Source organism: Telluria beijingensis (assembly GCF_030770395.1).
In the GTDB taxonomy this organism is placed as follows: Bacteria; Pseudomonadota; Gammaproteobacteria; order Burkholderiales; family Burkholderiaceae_D; genus Telluria; species Telluria beijingensis.
Genome location: NZ_CP132480.1, coordinates 4,867,577 through 4,886,597 on the forward strand (window position 1 = coordinate 4,867,577; position 19,021 = coordinate 4,886,597).

Annotated in this window: 5 protein-coding genes; all 5 read left to right on the forward strand. The window is 62.7% G+C overall.

The features are described 5' to 3' along the window. Nucleotides 1–329 precede the first annotated feature (329 nt). The 5 genes from Q9246_RS21385 to Q9246_RS21405 all read left to right on the forward strand — a co-directional run bounded on the left by Q9246_RS21385 (nt 330) and on the right by Q9246_RS21405 (nt 18,954). Nucleotides 330–5,225, forward strand: a complete 4,896-nt coding sequence (locus Q9246_RS21385) for a DUF4214 domain-containing protein (protein ID WP_306392877.1) — start codon at nt 330–332, stop codon at nt 5,223–5,225. A gap of 245 nt (nt 5,226–5,470) precedes the next feature. Then, on the forward strand, nt 5,471–8,752 hold the full coding sequence (locus Q9246_RS21390) for a DUF4214 domain-containing protein (RefSeq protein WP_306392879.1): 3,282 nt from the start codon (nt 5,471–5,473) through the stop codon (nt 8,750–8,752). A 148-nt stretch (nt 8,753–8,900) separates the two neighbouring features. Further along, complete coding sequence (locus Q9246_RS21395; protein WP_306392880.1) at nt 8,901–10,436, forward strand: class I SAM-dependent methyltransferase; 1,536 nt, start codon at nt 8,901–8,903, stop codon at nt 10,434–10,436. Between the two features lie 207 nt (nt 10,437–10,643). After that, on the forward strand, nt 10,644–13,775 hold the full coding sequence (locus Q9246_RS21400) for an Ig-like domain-containing protein (protein WP_306392882.1): 3,132 nt from the start codon (nt 10,644–10,646) through the stop codon (nt 13,773–13,775). A 265-nt stretch (nt 13,776–14,040) separates the two neighbouring features. Next, nucleotides 14,041–18,954, forward strand: coding sequence for an Ig-like domain-containing protein (locus tag Q9246_RS21405; protein WP_306392884.1), 4,914 nt, complete (start codon nt 14,041–14,043; stop codon nt 18,952–18,954). Nucleotides 18,955–19,021: the final 67 nt, after the last annotated feature.

The following is a 19,021-nucleotide window of genomic DNA, read 5'->3' on the forward strand; positions in this document are numbered from 1 at the left end:
GACATTATAAGGCAGGACCTGAAGGACCTGACCAGCGGCCACCTCAACCTGACGTGTCCTGCCGCTATCAGGTCGGTGTGGGCCGGCTCTGAGCGGGTTTTAATACTTATGGTTATTATCTTCCAGTGATTAGTATTATTAAAAACTAATACTTAATTGTCATTAGGGTAAGTCACAGTCGGGTAAATACATAAAATTTTATTATTTTTATGTAGGGAATTCCCTACAGAAACCTTAGAAGCATAAAATATTTCCCGTTCGCAATTGCATTCGAGTACATACTGTTCATGTATGGCAACTCGGCCATCCACGACCAACTGATATCGACAATGAGCGAACTCTCTTCCTACGAATCCACGGTAAATTCCTTCTATCTCGCTTTCTTCGGCCGCCCCGCCGATCCTGAGGGCCTGGCATTCTGGTCCGGCCACCTCGAGAACAATGGCGGCGACTACCGTTTCATCACCGAAGCCTTTGCCAGTTCCGAAGAAGCGAAGGTCCGTTTCGGCGACGATACCGCCAACGAGCGCATCGCCGAGATCTACCAGCAACTGTTCAACCGCGCCCCCGAAGCTGACGGACTGGCATTCTGGACCAATGCGGTCGAGCAGGGCCATGCTTCGCTGGCCGATGTCGCCATATCCATCCTGAACGGTGCACAAGGTACTGACGCCGACCTGGCGACGCTGCGCAAGCAGGCCAGCGCCGACTTCACCGCCCGCGTCGATGCGGAGGGCAGCGACTACACCGGCTATGCCGCGGTGGAAGCCGCCCGCGTGCTGGTGCGCGCCGTGACCCCGGACGCTACGCAGGAAGACATCGCCAAGCTGGTGCAGGCGGTCGCCGAGTTCGCCGACATCGCCTCGAACAACCCGGCCGTGGTCGACGCCATCGCCACCGGCAGCACCCTGCTGGCGCTGTTCGATACCCCGCGCGGCCTGCTCGACCCGGTCGTCCTGGCCCAGGCGCTGGCCGACGTCGCCAAGGCAGCCGCCGGCAACCCTGCCACGCTGGAATCGCTGCTGCGCGGCGGCGGCATGGCCAAGGTGCTGGACGTCATGCCAGCCAAGGCCACCTTGCAGGACGTGGTCGATGCGCTGGCCGACGGCGGCCTGCCGGCCGCGATCGACGTCGTGTACCCGCCCACGCCGGTCACGCCGCCAACGCCTTCGGCGCCGGTCTCCATGCTCAGGTTCGACAGCGTGGAGTCGGGCAAGGGTGACCGCGACACCAAGGATCACATCACCAAGCTCGAGAACGCCGACGTCACCTTCACCTACAAGGGCAACGTCAAGGCCGGCCAGAGCTTCGAATACACCATCGACGGCGGCAAGCACTGGATCGCCACGGGCATCGATACCTCCACGCGCGGCGTCGTCGTGCTCAAGGACGTCGACCTGACCATCGGCGCGCACGACCTGCCGCCACCGCCGCCACCGCGCATGGGCATCTTCGAGGTCGAGCCCGTCGAGGACGTGCTGACCACGGTGCAGCTGCGCCTGGTCGATGGCAATGACCGGGAAATCGTGTCGGCCACCGAGACGCTGGTGCTCGACCGCAACGCCGACATGCTGGAGGTCTCGCTGGTCAACCAGGCCGCCGCTTATTTCGGTGGATTTAGCCAAGGCAACACCAACACGCTCGGTTTCGAGATAGATGGACTGGAACAAGGGGCCATCATCCAGTACCAGTACCAGTCGCCAGGCGCGAACTCGGCGACCTGGCAGGAGTCCCTGCCGGTCCTGCAGGATGGCATGCACACGATCCACGTGCGCCAGCTCGATGCCGCCGGCAATGCGAGCGAAGCCAGGGAAATGAAGTTCAATCTCAACCGCGAAGCGCCGGCCTCGCCGACCATCCGCCTGGCCAACGATACCGGGATCGACAGCGAAGACGGCGTGACCAATGATGCTACCGTGCTCATCGAAGGCCTGGGCACCCGGTGGGTGACCGGCTGGCAGTATTCTGTCGACGACGGCAAGGACTGGAAGTTCGGCGGCGTGACCATGACGGACGGTGGAACGGCCGAGCTCGAACTGAGCACGCTGGACATCGCCTCGGGTACCCTCCTGGTACGCCAGATCGATTACGCAGGCAACGTCAGCGAAGCATCGACCGGGCTCGGGTTCACGTTCGACGATACCGATCCGACCGAGACCGTGAGCCTGGTCCGCATCGAAGGTGAAGACGACGGCGTGCTCACGACCGGCCAGGACAAGGCCGACCTCACGTTCAGCGTCGCCGGCAAGGACGATGGCATCGTCCAGTGGCGTCTCGACGGCGCCAAGGACTGGAACACGGTGAATGCCTACAACAGTGACGGCACCTTCACCCTGGAGAACATCGACCTGTCGGGCAGCGACCGCACCGTCCAACTGCAGGTGATCGACGCGGCCGGCAACCTCGGTTTCCACGACGAATGGAATATCGACGGCCCATTCGGGCTGCGCGTGGAAAAGACCTTCGACGGCGTGCGCGTCACCAGCTCGGCGGCGGGTGGGGTCCAGCTGAACAATGTCTTCATCGGTTCGATCCTCAAGGACGGCGGCAGCGCGCTCGTGGGCCAGCAGAGCCCGGGGCGCTCCGGCACCCTGACGCTCGAGCGGGCGAGCGGCCCGGCGCTGAGCGATACCACCTTCGTCTATCTCGGCCATGCCGGCAATGACGATTTCAAGGGCAGCAACCTGTGGGGCTTCGGCGGCGACGACAAGCTCACCGGCACCGCCGGCAACGACTTCATCAGCGGTGGCGACGGCAACGACACGATAGTGTCGCTTGGCGGCAACGACATTATCTCGGGCGGCGCCGGCGCCGACATGATCGTGCTGGCCCAGGATGACAAGGGCAGCACGCTGCATTATGGCGAGAAGGAAACCGCGTTCGGCATGTTCACCGGCGGCAGCATCGCGGGGCAGGATCGCATCCTGGGCTCCGAGGCGGGCGACGTGATCCAGCTCGGCGCCATCTTCGGGGCGGCTTCGGTCACGGTCGGCAGCGGTTACCTGAACAGCGACGATGCGGGCCAGGTCGCCGTCATCCGCGGCACGCTGTCGGGCCCGTCCGGCGACACCTTCGAAGCCAAGGCCGGCGGCAGCTCATACATCGTGCAGTGGACCGACGCGGTGGGCATCAACAGCATCGTCCTGAACAGCTACCTCGGCGCCGCGCTGGGCGTCGAGGTCGATCACGTGAAAGGCACGCTGACCCTGGTCGATGCGCCCCACGACGACGTCCCCCCGACCGAGACGCTCGCGTTCGAGCGCATCGAGGGTGGCCTCGAGGGCGTCAAGAAGACCGACGAGACCAGCGTCGACGTGGTGTTCAGCGTGGACGGCAAGAATGACGGCATCGTCCAGTGGCGCATCAAGGGCGAGCAGGACTGGCTGGACGTGACCGATTATAACGGCGCCACCTTCACCATCGCCGGCATCGACCTGTCGGAAGCCGACCAGACCATCGAGCTGCAGGTGGTCGACAACGCCGGCAACGTCGGCGACACGCTCGAGGTCCTGATCGACGGACCGGTGACGCCATTCAAGGTCAGGGCCACGCCGGAAGGACTGCGGATCGACAGCACGGTGGAGGGTGTCATCCGGATCGGCGATACGGTGGTGACGTCCAATCATGGCGGCGCGATCGATGGCCGGGTCATCGTCGGCGAACAGATCGGCCCGGTATCCGGCAAGGTATCGATCACGCCGGCTGGCGGAACGGCGCTCGTGGACGAGAGCGGAACCATCTACCAGTTCGGCGATAGCGCCAATGACCCGCTCGAAGGCGCCAACCTGTGGGGGTTCAAAGGCAACGACACGCTGACCGGCACTGCGGGCGATGACTACCTGAGCGGCGGCGACGACAACGACGAGATTTACTCGAATGGCGGCGCCGACACCATCTCCGGCGGCAAAGAGGCCGATACCATCTGGCTCGAGAAGGACGGCGTCGGCAGCACCTTGCTCTACCAGGCCGGCGACACCGCGACCGGCGTCTTCCCGAACAGCGACTACATGAACGGCATGGACCAGATCCGGGGCGCCGAACTGGGCGACATGATCCGGGTGGGTTCCATCTTCGGCTACGTGGACGAGATCAAGAGCACCTTCCTGACCACCACCGATGCCGACCAGGTGGCCGTCGTGCGCGGCAATGCCGACAGCCGCTTCACCAGCAACCCGAATGGCACCTCATACATGGTGCAGTGGACTGACGGCACCAACATCAACAGCATCGTCGTGAATGACTTCGGCGCCGCCGGCTTCAGCCTGGAAATCGATAACGAGCGCGGCATCATGACGCTGGTCGAGGTGCCGCCGGTGATCTCGACGTTCGTGGGCATCAGCTTCAACCTGTCGATGAACTCCGCCTCGTTCCAGCTCACAGGCACGCCAGACAACGTCGTGCCGAGCGAGGAAACCAACGGCATGCTGCCGCACGAGGATTTCTCGCTGTACAAGCTCGAATCTGGCCTCTTCATGCCAGCCACGGGCTACGACGATGGCCCGGCGTACGGCGTGGACAGCAATGGCCGCATGAATTTCGCCGGCGAACTGGCGGCGGACGTGTACATGATGTCCTGGGGAACCGACACCTTTGCGACCGCGAGCGGCTCCTTCGATTCGGGTGGCATCATGTTCGCGGGCGGCGTCGACGGCAACGTGGTCCAACAGGGCTTCATGCTGGATTCCGACGGCCTGCAGGCCTGGGTCAAGCTCGATGGGGGCACCCGTGACCGCAGCGCGGAAACCAATAGTCTGCTGTACCTCAGCGAGGCGAACACGACGACCACGGTCACCACCGGGGTGCACCAGGACGTGGTCGACGCCACGGCCGGCACTGTGACCATCGTCTATAACCAGCTCAACAATGCCTCGCAAGACATGATCATCGGCTTCGGTGCGGACGACAAGATCGAAATCCACCTGCCCAAGCTGCCGGGCAAGGGGACTATCAATTCCAATAGCGTATTGGCAAGCGATGGTTTCGGAGTTGCCGGATCGGCCACGCTGGCAACGCTGAAGCCCTATCTCGATGGTCGCGCCATCTCGGCCGATGCCGGCACGGTGTTCCTGGTGCGCGACGGCCTCGATGCCGGCATGCTGATCCATTACGTGAACAGCGATGGCGATGAAATAGCCGAGGCTGGCGAGATCACCCTGCTCGCGACCTTCACCGGCGGCCTACCCGACTTGGACCAGATCGTCCTGATCGGTAATCCACCTCCGTAATAACGGCGGATCGACAAGCCCTGCGCCTCACTGGCGCAGGGCTGACTGCCTGCCGGGTATCCATGCATTGGTTATTTCAAAAATCACCACATTTTCGCTGTAAATACCTAATGTTGCAGCATTCTTTGTGCGAATAATCCTACAGAAATCATAAAAATAGTTCGCCAGTTTCTCACTACAGTTGGTTTTCGGGTCATACTAATTCCACATGGCAATTCGACCATGCTGACCTCCCGATACCGACTATGAACGAATCCACCAATTACAACTCCACGGTTCATTCCTTCTACCTCGCCTTCCTTGGCCGTCCCGCCGACGCGGCTGGCCTGAAGTTCTGGTCCGAGCATCTCACCAGCGTCAATGGCGACCTCGGCATCATCGCCGAGTCGTTCGCGAATTCCGAAGAAGCGCAGACGCGCTTCGGCGACGACACGCCGGCCGAGCGCATCGTGCAGATCTACCAGCAACTGTTCAACCGCGGCCCCGAACCCGCCGGCCTGGTGTTCTGGACCAACGCGATCGAACAAGGCCATGTGACTCTGGCCGACGTCGCCATCTCCATCCTGGAAGGCGCCCAGGGTACGGATGCCAGCCTGGCGCTGCTGCGCGAGCAGGCCGTCGCCGATTTCACCGCCCAGGTGGAAGCGTCCGGCACCGACTATGACGGCTACGCCGCGATCGAGGCCGCGCGCGTGCTGGTGCGCGCCGTGACCCCGGGAGCATCGCAGGACGATATCGCCAGGGCGGTCAAGGCCGCCGTGGCCTTCACCGACACCGCCTCGACCAACCCAAGCGTGATCGATGCCATCGCCACCGGCAGCACCCTGCAGGCGCTGTTCGACACTGCGCGCGGCCTGAAGGATCCGGTCACCCTGGTGCAAGCCCTGGCCGACGTGGCCGAGGCGGCCGCCGGCAACCCTGCCACGCTCGAGTCGCTGCTGCGCGGCGGCGGCATGGCCAAGGTGCTCGAGGTGATGCCTTCCCGCGCCAGCCTGCAGGACGTGGTCGATGCGCTGGCCGAAGGCGGCTTGCCGGCCGCGATCGACGTGGTGTATCCGCCGCGTCCGACCACGCCGCCGGCAGCTGGCGTGAAGTTCACGTTCGAAGGCGTGACCCACGGTGACGACGACCGGGCACCGGACGACAACGTCACCAGCGAACGCGTCGTCGACGTCGAATTCAGCTTTACCGGCGCGCTCAAGTCCGGCGAAAAATTCCAGTACACCGTCGACGGCGGCGAACACTGGCATGACATCACGCCGTCCGGCAACCGGCTCATCATCCCCGAAATCAACCTGGCCGATGGCGAGCTGGTCGATGGCGGCGGCGACAAGCGCATGGCGCTCAAGAGCATCGATGGCGACTATGTCACTACCGTGCAGGTGCGGGTGGCCAATGCCAATAACGGCACCGTCACCAGTAAGCAGGAAAAGATCACCTGGGACCAGACGCCTCCGGATGGCTACGTGGAGTTCGTGCGCATCGATGGCGGCCAGGATGGCGACCAGGCGACTAACCGGAACGAGGCCGACGTCACCTTCAGCGTCGACTACCTGGACGATGGTTTTGTGCAGTGGCGCATCAAGGGCGACGACAAATGGATCGACGTCGGCAAGGTCGACAATAGCGGCAACTTCACCCTGCGCGACATCGACCTGTCCGAAGACGACCCGACCATCGAGGTACGCGTGATCGATGCCGCGGGCAATGTGGGGCATGAGAACGAATGGAAGATCGATGGCCCGGCTGGCAACGTGCTCAAGATCACGCCAATGGCCAAAGGGCTTCAAATCGCGAGCTCCATTACCGGCACGATCGAACTTGGCGGCTCGGTGGTCGTATCGAGCGCCCAGGGTGGCGGTATTCTCGCCGGTATCCCGACCATGGTCGGCGAACAGCTTGTCAAGACCCAAGGGACCTTTACGATCGTGCCGACAGCAGGCCTGGACCTGAGCGATAAGACCAATACCGTCTATGCGCTGGGCACTGCCGCCGGCGAGACGCTCAAGGGCGAAAATCTGTGGGGCTTCGGCGGCGACGACACGCTCTTCGGCACGGACGGCGACGATCTGCTGGTTGGCGGCGATGGGAACGACACCATCCATTCGAACGGCGGAGAAGATTCGATCATCGGCGGCGCCGGCGCCGACTGGATCATCCTGGATGCCAAGAATGACGGCGTTACCCGCATCGGGTTTGAACAAGGCGATGCCTATACCGGGGAAGTCAAGGATGGGGTGACGGTCGCCAATCTGGACCGGATCAGCGGCGCCAAGGCTGGCGACCAGCTGTTCTTCAGCAGCACCTTTAATTTCACGACCCCGACCGTAAGTGATCAATATCTCACCACCACTACCAGTGGCCAGATGTCGATCGTGCGCGGCACGATGAGCGGAGGCAGTTTCTTTGTCGATGCGCAAGGATCGGCTCATATCATGCAGTGGACCGACGGGAAGAACATCAACAGCTTCGTTGTAACGGACTTTGGCGGTGCTTCCGGCATCGACCTGGAGTTCAGCAACCAGAACGGTTTCGTCACCCTGGTCAACAAGCCGGTGTCGTCGAGCTATGTCGGCACCGAATTCCTGTTCGGCGCCGAAACGAGCCGCCTGGTCCTGAAGGGCAATCCGAGCGATGTCGCGCAGGTGGACGAACCAGGTGGCTTGCTGGATATGTCCGGGTTCGCGCTGAAAGACGTCGTCACCGGCGATTCGATCACTCCCCTCTATGCCTCGGGCGTGGACTTCGGCGTGCAGCAGGATGGCAGCCTTCGCTTGGGCAGTACGCTCCAGGCTGGCGTTTACGAGATGAGCTGGGATGCCAAGACCTTTGCCACCGACACTGGCGGTTTCTCCGCCGGCAAGGTGCAATTCGCCGGCGGCGCCGATGGCCTGATCGTCCAGCAGGGCTTCGAGTACAAATCCGAGATCGTTCTCACCAATCCCCAGTCTAATTACGGCACTGACACTTCCGGCAGGGTGTACCGCACCGACCTCGCCAGCACCACGCTCATCACCGGTAACAACAAGGACATCGTACTGGCCGAGAGCGGCACGGTCAGTCTCCAGTACCGGACACTGGATGGCGCGGCGCAGGACCTGGTCATCGGCTTTGGCGAGGACGACCAGGTCCAGTTCGCCACGACGGCCATGGTGACCATCAACAGAAACGCCGGCATGACGATCGAGTGGGCACAAGGCGCCGACAACACCGGACGCGTCGTGGCGACCCAGGCGCATGAAGGAGCGTTCATCGAGACCGAAGGCCTGATCGCGAGCGACGAGTTGGACGTTGCTGGATCGGATACCCTGGCGACCCTGAACGCGCATCTGAACATCTCGGCGCTGGCCGACGATGAAGGATTGCTGATCCTGGCGCATGACAAGGACGGCAGTGGCGGCGCGTTGATGTACTTCCTGGACCTCGACGACAACGGCGCCATCGATGCCGGCGAAGTGGAGCTGGTTGCCATGTTCGCGGAAGGCGTTCCGAACATGGAGCAAGTCATCCTGGTCGGCTTCGGCTGAACCGGACGGTAGTCCATTCCGGCCGCCTCGCGTGGCCGGACCTCGAGCGGTCGGGCCGGCAAGCCATTTGCCTACCCGGCCGCTCGTGCTAAAGTCCCCCCGGAGCGGCGTGCACGCGATACGCCATGTCCTTCATTACAGGAAACCCATGCAAGACTGGTCCGATGGCTACATGACCGAGGTGGCATACACCTTCGGCTACTACCCCGAACTCAACCCGCTGCGCGCTCGCCTGGCCCTGCTCGAAGCCGGCATCGTCCCGCCCGAGTTCCACACCGCCTGCGAGCTCGGCTTCGGCCAGGGCATGAGCGTCAACATCCACGGCGCCGCTTCCAGTACCCAGTGGCACGGCACAGATTTCAATCCATCCCAGGTCGGCTTCGCGCGCGAGCTGGCGCAAGACACGCCGCTGGCGGCCAACCTGTCCGACGAAGCCTTCGAGGACTTCTGCCGCCGCGACGACCTGCCGCAGTTCGATCTCATCGCCCTGCACGGCATCTGGAGCTGGATCTCGGACGCCAACCGCGCCGTGATCGCCAACTTCATCGAGCGCAAGCTGAAGGCCGGCGGCGTGGTCTACGTCAGTTACAACACCCAGCCGGGCTGGGCCGCGGTAAGCCCGCTCACCGAGCTGATGGCCGGTTTCGACGCCGCCTCGAATCCGCCCGGCATCGGTCCGGCCGCGCGCATCGACGCCGCGCTCGACTTCGCCGACAAGCTCATGGCCACCGGCGCCGTCTACGGCAAGGCCAATCCGCAGGCGCTCGAACACCTGAAACGCCTGCGCGGCCACGACCGGCGCTACCTGGCCCACGAATACTTCAACCGCGACTGGCTGCCGATGTCGTTCGCGCGCATGCGCGGCTGGATGGAAGGCGCGCGGCTGCAATACGCCACCTCGGCCCACTATCTCGACCACGTGCCAATGCTGAACCTGAGCGCGGCCCAGCAGGAGCTGCTGGCCGGCATTCCCGATGCGGGCCTGCGCGAAACGGCCCGGGACTTCATCGTCAACCGGCTGTTCCGGCGCGACTACTGGGTGCGCGGCGCGCGCCGCCTGGCGCCGGCCGAGCGCGCCGAGCGCCTGCGCGCGCAGCGCGTGATCCTGGCCCAGGGCGCGGCCAAGGTGAAGCTCAAGGTGTCCGGGATCCAGGGCGAGGCCACCCTGCACGAAGACGTCTATCGTCCGATCCTCGACGCGCTGGCCGACCACCGGCCGCGTTCGCTCGGCGAGATCGAGCAGCTTGTCGCCGCGCGCGGGATCCACCTGGCGCGCATCGTCGAAGCGGTCATGATCCTGGCCGGCACCGGCGCCGTGCATCCGGCCCAGCCGGAACAGGCAATCGCCGCCGCCGCGCCGCATACGGCGCGCCTGAATGCGCGGCTGTGCGCCATTGCGCGTTATTCCGAGGACGTCAACAGCCTGGCTTCGCCGGTCAGCGGCGGTGCGATTCAGGTCGGACGCATCGAGCAGCTGTTCCTGCTGGCGCTGGGGCAGGGTAAAAGGGGGCGCGATGAGCTGGCAGACTTTACTGGTGCAGTACTCGCGGCCCAAGGCCATCGCATTCTGCGCGATGGGAAACCTTTGGGAGATGCCGAACAGATGCAGGCTTTGCGTGTGCAGGCCGGAAATTTCGAAACCGATCGTCTGCCAGTCCTACGCGCATTCGGCATAAGTAGTTAAAAATTGTTAAAAACAGCGTAGACCTCAGCTGTTTCAATTTCTTTAAATCAACAATTTTCCATCAGAAAATTATTAAAATTATTATTTTTGTAGGAATTAGACGACAGAGCTACTGATTTTTGTGAGTATTTCCTGTTCGCAAGCTATTTCGTATTGGATACTGATACCGCAGGGCAATCATTCCGATTCGAAATCAACTTGACGACCATGACCACTTTCAGCGCGTACGATTCCAAGGTTAACTCCTTCTACCTGGCCTTCTATGGCCGTCCGGCCGATCCCGACGGCCTCAAGTTCTGGTCCCAGCAGCTCGCCAACAATAACGGCGACTTCACCGCGATCGTGCAGTTCTTCGCAGCATCGGAAGAAGCGCAAGTGCGCTTCGGCTCCGACAGCGTCATCGACCGCATTGCCGAAATCTACCAGCAGCTGTTCAACCGCGCGCCGGACGCCGATGGACTGGCCTTTTGGACCGGTGCGATCGAGCAGGGCCATGCCAGTCTGGCCGACGTCGCCATTTCGATCCTCAACGGCGCGCAGGGAAGCGATGCCACCCTGTCGCAGCTGCGCCAGAAGGCGGTCGACGCCTTCACCGCCCAGGTCGAGGAATCGGGCAGCGAGTACACCGGCTACGCGTCGATCGAAGCGGCGCGCATTCTGGTGCGCGCCGTGACCCCGAACGCGACCGCGGATGACATGGATGCGCTGGTCAAAGCCGCCGTCTCGTTCGCCGACACGGCGACCAAGAACCCGAAAGTGGTCGAAGCGATTGCCGTCAACACCACCTTGCTGGCGCTGTTCGACACCACGCGCGGCGTGAAGGAACCGGTGCAGCTGGCCCAGGCCCTGGCCGACACCGCCAAGGCCGCGGCTGGCGACCCGGTCACCCTCGAGTCGCTGCTGCGCGGCGGCGGCATGGACAAGGTCCTCAAAGTGATGCCGGCCAAGGCGACGCTACAGGACGTGGTGAAGGCGCTGGCCGAAGGCGGCCTGCCAGCCGCAGTCGAGGTCGTCTATCCGAGCACGCCGAGTACGCCACCGGCGCCAAGCTACAAGCTGAGCTTCGTGAGCGTGACCGAGGGCAAGGAAGATGCGCATGGCATGACCGACACCAAGCCCGACAACGTGACGCGTGAAAAGGTTGTCGATGTCACCTTCAGCTACCGCGGCGCCGACCTGAACAGCAATCAGAAGTACGAATACCGGGTCAACGGTGGCGACTGGATCGACGGCGACCAGCATATCAAGGTCAATACCGGCACCAACACCGTGGTGCTCTCGCACATCGACCTGAGCCTCGGCCAGGAAGCCTTGGGACCCAAGTCCTTCGGCATCATGGGCGTGGGGCCGATCGGAGACCTGTTGTCGAACATCGAGCTGCGCGCCGTGCGCGCCGATAAAACGGTCATCGATTCGGTGCAGCAGCAGATCGTGTACGACCACTACGCGGCGATGCCTTGGGTGATGGTCGAATCCGGCAAGGTCGAGCATCATTTCGATGAAGGCTACTTCACCAGCAATCCGAAACTGATCGTCGAAGACCTCGAGCCCGGCGCGCAGGTCGAGTACAGCCTGGTCACGAATCAGCCTAATCTTGTACCTGTGCCACACCAGACCGAGTGGTCCGGCAAGCAGCCCTACCTGAGCGAGGACGGCGAATACACCGTCGCGGTACGCCAGATCGATGTCTCGGGCAATATTAGCGACGCACGTCACTTCACTTTCACGCTCGATCGCGAGAAGCCGCTGGCGCCGACCATCGCCCTGAAGACCGACAGCGGAACGGCTGGCGACGACATCACCAACGTCAACCAGATCGTCATCGACCACCTGGAAGAATCCACCACCAGCGCTTGGGAATACCGCATCGGCGAGGGCGAATGGATATTTGGCAAGCGCAACGACGGCAGCGGCAAGGCCACGCTCACGCTCGATGACGTGCTCGATGGCCCGGTCTCGGTCGAGGTGCGTCAATTCGATGCGGCCGGCAATATCGGCACCGCGTCGGACGTGCTGTCGTTCGTGCTCGACACGACCGCGCCGGCAGGCAAGTTCAGCCTCGATGGGATCGAAGGTCCAAGCAGCAACGATTCAAACGTGACGACCCTGGCGAAAGCCGACGTCTACTTCATGTTCACCGGCAGCGTGGAAGAGGGTGATACCTTCGAATACCGCCTGGACGACGGAACCTGGACGGCGCTCGACGGCGCGGCGTTCGACAGCAACAGCGGCATCCTGACGCTGGCCGACGTCGACTTCACCACCAAGGACCGCAATATCTCCGTGCGCGTGGTCGATGCTGCCGGCAACGCCACGACCTCCAAGACGATGTTGATCGACAGCACCTTCAACGACATCCCGCCGGTGACGATCACCAGCGTGGCGCCGACGTTCGGCCTGAGCGGCGCCAAACTGGCGCTGACGCCGAGCACCGATTCGCTGAAACTGGCCGACGTGACCAAGCTCAGCCTGGATATCATGAACACCGGTTCGGCAGGCAATACGCCAGACTACTTCGACGGCACTGTCAAGATGGTCGGCAATACGTTGACGCTCGACTCGATGCCAGCACTTAACCTGTATGAGCTGTCATGGGAAAAAGGCGCCTTTACCACCAGCAAGGGTGAAGACGTCATCGCCGGCAGCGGACTGTTCGTGGGCGGCTCCGTCGCTACGGTGGCCTTGCCTGGTTTCGAGATCGAATCGAAGGTATTGGTGACCGCATCGGGGATCGAGCATTCGAACGAGAAGCGGGACAATACCGCCTTCATCGGCCAGGAAGGCGTGGATGCGCGCATCCATAGCGGCGATGGCCACGACCTGATCGCCGATAACGGCAGCAAGCTGACCCTGGCCTATGACAAGCTCTCGATGACCGCGTACGACGTTGTCCTCGGTTTCGATAGCGCCGTCGGCACCGCCACCGATATCGACAAGATCGAGCTCGGTAGCCCAATCTCGAACCGTTATGACCTCAATCACGACGGTGAGCTGAAGTGGGGATTTGCTGCCAGCAACACCGGCAAATACACGCCTGCGCCGGGTATCGAGGCAGTGGAACTGACGGGACTGAACAGCCAGTCGTTCGCCGCATTGATGGCTGGCGACACGTTGAAGGCGCTGAACGCTGCACTCAATGTCAGCAATTTCACGCAGAATACCGGGTTGTTGATCCTCGCTACGTATGAAGACCAAAGCATTCTGCTGTCGTATGTCGAGAAAGAAGACAACGACAGGATCGACCAGGGCGACTTGGCCTTCATCGCCCTGTTCGACCAGGGTACCGTCGATGCGGGGGATATTGAACTGGTCGGTAGCTTGATTGCACCGCCGGGCTGATATCCATCAATCGGTCTGACGCTGCGCATGCGGCAGGAGGGGCTGGTAGTTGACAGCCCCTCCTATCAGCCTTGAATCAATGCTTGTTATTGCGATAATTGCTGATTTTTGGAAGAATTTCGTTGAAATATTGTTTTGAAATTAGCTTTTGTCGCGCAAAACCTACATAAACGGAAAAAACTAAACAATTTCCTGTTCACAATTTTAGTCGCCACCCATACTGCGGGTGCATGGCGACTGGCCCATGCTTTCCCATCGAGCGAACATGAGCACTTTCAGCACCCACGATTCCACGATTAATTCCTTCTATCTGGCCTTCTATGGCCGCCCAGCCGACCCGGCCGGCCTGAAATTCTGGTCCACGCAGCTGGCCGCCAACAATGGCGACATGGGCGCAATCGTCGATTTCTTTGCCGCTTCCGAAGAAGCGCGGGTGCGCTTCGGCACTGACTCCGTTGCCGACCGCATCACCGAAATCTACTCCCAGCTGTTCAACCGTGCGCCGGACGCCGAAGGCATGGCTTTCTGGACCAATGCGATCGAGCAGGGCCACGCCAGCCTGGCCGACATCGCCATGTCGATCCTGGGCGGCGCCCAGGGCAGCGACGCCACGCTGTCGCAGCTGCGCAAGCAGGCAGCCGACGCTTTCACCGCCAAGGTCGAAGCCGACGGCACGGAGTACAGCGGCTACGCATCGATCGAAGCGGCCCGCATCCTGGTGCGCGCCGTGACCCCGGACGCGACCCGGGAAGACCTGGACACCCTGGTCGATGCCGCCGTCTCGTTCGCCGACACTGCCACCAAGACCCCGGAAGTGGTCGAGGCGATCGCCGTCAACACGACCCTGCTGGCGCTGTTCGACACCGCGCGCGGCGTGAAGGAACCCGTGGCGCTGGCCAAGGCGCTGGCCGATACCGCCATGGCGGCGGCCGGCGACCCGGTCACGCTGGAATCGTTGCTGCGTGGCGGCGGCATGGACAAGGTGCTGAAGGTGATGCCGGCCAAGGCGACCCTGCAGGACGTGGTCGATGCGCTGGGCACCGGCGGCCTGCCGGCCGCGGTCGAAGTCGTCTATCCGAGCACGCCGAGCTTGCCGCCTGCCCCGAGCTACAAGCTGAGCTTCGTGAGCGTAACTGAAGGCAAGGATGATGACCATGGCAAGGCCGATGCCAAGGCCGACAACGTGACCCGCGAAAAATACGTGGACGTCACTTTCGGCTACCGCGGCAATGACCTGGCCAGCGGCCAGAAGTACGAATACCGCATCAATGGCGGCGAATGGACCGGTGGCGAGCAGCATATCCAGGTCGACACGAACGCCAATACCGTGGTTCTCAAGCATATCGACCTGAGCCAGGGCATCGCGCCCATCGGTCCCAAGTCGATCGGCATCATGGGCGCCGGGCCGGTCGAGGACCTGCTGTCGAACATCGAGCTGCGCGCCGTGCGCAGCGACAAGTCGGTGATCGATGCGGTCACGCAGCAGATCGTGTACGACCATTACGCGGCGCAGCCGTGGGTCGCAGTGACGGTCGATGACAAGGCTGACCTGCACTTCGACGGCAGGTGGTTCACTCGCATCCCGCAATTGATCGTGGAAGAGATCGAACAGGGCGCAACGGTCGAGTACAGCCTGGTGACGAACCAGCACAATCGCACTCCGGTGCCGCACCAGACCGAATGGTCGAGCAAGCTGCCCGACCTGAGCGAGGATGGCGAATACACGATCCTGGTGCGCCAGATCGATGTCGCCGGCAATATCAGTGACGAGCGCCAGTTCACGTTCACGCTCGACCGCGAAAAGCCGCTGGCGCCCACCATCGCCTTGCAGGCCGATACCGGGATCCCTGGCGATGGCGTGACCAACAACGCCAAGGTCCAGATCACCCAGCTCGAACTGTCTGCGGACAGCGCCTGGGAATACCGTGTCGATGGCGGCGAGTGGCAATTTGGCGACCGTAACGACGGCAGCGGCAGCGCCGTGCTCGACCTGGGCAAGCTGGAAGCGGGCAAGGTCGATGTGCAGGTGCGCCAGTTCGATGCTGCCGGCAATGTCGGCGATGCCTCTGGCACGCTGTCGTTCACCTTTAATGCTACCCCGCCGGCCTACACGATCAGCTTCGCCGGCGTGGAGCAGGGAAAGAATGACCGTGCGCCCGAAGACAAGGTGACCAATGTCGAGGCGGCCGACGTCAAGTTCGGCTACACCGGCGCCGTGGCCCAGGGCCTGCATTTCGAGTATTCGATCGACAACGGCAAGAACTGGCTGACTACGGGCCTCGAGCACGCCGATGGCGTCGTCACCATCAGCGATGTCGACCTGACCGCTGGCATCGCGGCCGGCAATCGCCAGGCAAGCTTCACGACCATGGACGCCGGCCCGCTGCCGAACCTGTTCACCACCGTGCAGCTGCGCCTGGTCGATGCGAACGAATTCGTCTACGCCTCCGCCAGCGAGACGGTCGAGCTCGACCGTTTTGCGGACATGCTGGAAGTCGGCGTGACCAAGAGCCAGACCGCGCACTACTTCGGCCAGAACGGCGTCAACAATACGAATGTCGCTGCGATCCTGGCCAAGGGTCTCGAAAAAGACGCAACCGTCCAGTATGCCAAAGTGGATGGGAAGGCCCTGAACTGGCTCGACGAACTTCCCGAGCTCGACGATGGGACGTACACCTTTGCCGTGCGCCAGCGCGACGCCGCCGGCAATGAAGGCATGTCGGACCAGATCACCTTCACGCTGGACCGCTCCGAGCCGGGCACGCCGACCCTGCGCCTGGCCGAGGACACCGGCAGCGATGCAAAGGACGGCGTCACCAGCGACGGCACTGTCGTCATCGAGAATCTGGACACGGCGGCCGGCACCGGCTGGCAGTACTCCACCAACGGTGGCGAAACGTGGACGTTCAGCGAAGTCAACACGCTCACCGGCACGGCCGAATTCGAGCTGGCCAACCTGCATGCGAAGAGCGGCACCTTCCAGGTGCGCCAGGTCGATGCCGCCGGCAATGCCGGCAAAGCCGCCAGCCTGGATTTCACGCTTCTTACCGGGAAGCCCACCTGGACCCCGGGCCTTGTTGGCCTGAGCAACGAACTGCCGGGCGTGCTCGTCACGCAGCAGAATGCCGTCGACATCACTTTCGCGGTCGATGCCGAGGCGGATGGCACCGTCCAGTGGCGCCTGAAGAGCGGCGACGGCGGCTGGACCACGGTGCAGGCGCAGGACATCGTCGACGGTCGGTTCGCCATCGAGGACATCCAGCTGGCCAGCGCCGACCAGACGGTCGAACTGCGCGTGACTGATCGCGCCGGCAACGAAGGCGATGTCGTGAGCCACCTGATCGATGGCCCGTTCAAGCTCCCGTCGCTGCAGATCGCGAAGCATGCGACCGGCATCATCGTGACGAGCCCGATCGCGGGCAAGATCCTGATCGGCGGCGTCGAAGCCTTCTCGACGGATGCCAGCAAGGGCGCCATCGCCGGTTCGGTCATGGTGATGGAGCAGCCGAACAGGCTGGTGGGCACGATTTCCGTGGTGGGCGAGGATGGCAGCGTCGCCACCGACGAAACCGACGTCTCGTATACGCTCGGCGGAGGCGGGGTCGATACGGTCACCGGCCGCCAGGTATGGGGCTTCGGCGGCGCCGATACCCTGACTGGCACCAATATGGACGATTACCTGAACGGCGGGGACGGCAACGACACGATCTACTCCAACTACGGCGCAGACACGCTGGTCGGCGGAACTGGCGCCGACCGCATCCACCTGGGCTACGATGGCGCCGTCAAGACGATGATCTTCGAAGGTGGCGATACCGCTACCCACGTGATCGCCAATGGTCAATCCACGGCAGTCCTGGACATGGTGCTGCAGCCCAAGAAGGGCGACGTGCTGCAAGTCGGCCCGGTATTCACTGCGGCCCCCACCGTGAGTGACACTTATCTGGGCAACCCGGGTGAGAACCAGGTCGCGATCGTCCGCGGCACGTCGTCGGGCGGCTCCTTCCTCAAGGACCCCTACGGACCGCTCCATCTGGTGCAGTGGTCGGATGGCATGCACGTCAACAGCATCCTGTTGTCGGGCTATTCCGGCCAGCGCCTGGGGCTGGAGATCGATCCACTGACCGGCCGCATGACGCTGGTCGAAGCGCCGCCACCGCCGATGGTGTCGACCGTGACCGACCTGAAGTTCGAGTACAACCCGGCGGCCACGATCTTTGCCATGGAAGGCTCGCCTTCGTACATGTCGCAGGCCAAGGGGCAGGGCAGTGAATCCGGCCTGATGGACAAGAGCGGGCTCAGCCTGGTCGATTACCGCACCCTCGCCGAAGTCGCGACCGACCGCGACTACACCGATGGCGCCAGCTTCGGCGTCACGAGCGCGGGCAAGCTGCAGTTCGACGATGTCCTGACCGCCGGGCTGTACAAGATGAGCTGGGAAGACAGCGTCATCGCGACCAACACCGGCTACATGGGCGCAGGCGATGTGCTGATCGCAGGCGGACGCGATGGACAGGTGTACAAGCATCACTTCCAGGTCAAGGAAGTCGTGACCGTCGATGGCGATATCGCCATCGACTGGAACGTCACTTACAGCCGCGCCTATGTCTCCGACGGCAAGACCGATGCCACCATCAATACCAGCAGCCGTATCGACGTCATCGTCGATGCCGGCACCACGCTGCGCATCGGGCAGTCGTCGTTCAGCAGCGGTGCGGATGACCTGATCATCGGTTTCGATGCCAAGGACGATGTCTACTTCTTCACCGGAAGCGTGGGAGAGCAGCTCGACCGCAACCGTGACGGCGAATTCAAGTGGGCATGGAACGACGAGGGCGGCAAGGTCGTCGTGGCGAAGGACACCGAAGCGGTCCATGTGGTCGTGGACGGACCGCTGATCAGCCAGTCGATGAACGTCGTCGGCGATGCGACCTTCGACACGCTGAACGCAGCGCTCGATCTTAAACAGTTGGGCGGCAAGACGCTCATCCTGGCCACGAACGCGGATAACAGCGCGGGCGCCCTGTTCGGCCTGGTCGACATGAACAACAACGGCATCATCGACCGACCCGCGGGATGGTCGACCGAGCTGTACGTGTTCGCGGTGTTCAGCGATGGCGTGCCTGACATGGCCGACATCGAACTGGTCGGCACCGCGCTTCCGGTCGGCATTCCGTAAGCGCAGCGACCCACGGCGGGAGGAAGGCGACTTCTTCCCGCCGTCGCATCATGCGTGGACTGGAGCG

Coding starts and splice junctions, on each gene's coding strand:
- Q9246_RS21395 (WP_306392880.1), top strand. CDS start 8,901: ATGCAAGACTGGTCCGATGGCTACATGACCGAGGTGGCATACACCTTC.
- Q9246_RS21400 (WP_306392882.1), top strand. CDS start 10,644: ATGACCACTTTCAGCGCGTACGATTCCAAGGTTAACTCCTTCTACCTG.
- Q9246_RS21405 (WP_306392884.1), top strand. CDS start 14,041: ATGAGCACTTTCAGCACCCACGATTCCACGATTAATTCCTTCTATCTG.
- Q9246_RS21385 (WP_306392877.1), top strand. CDS start 330: ATGAGCGAACTCTCTTCCTACGAATCCACGGTAAATTCCTTCTATCTC.
- Q9246_RS21390 (WP_306392879.1), top strand. CDS start 5,471: ATGAACGAATCCACCAATTACAACTCCACGGTTCATTCCTTCTACCTC.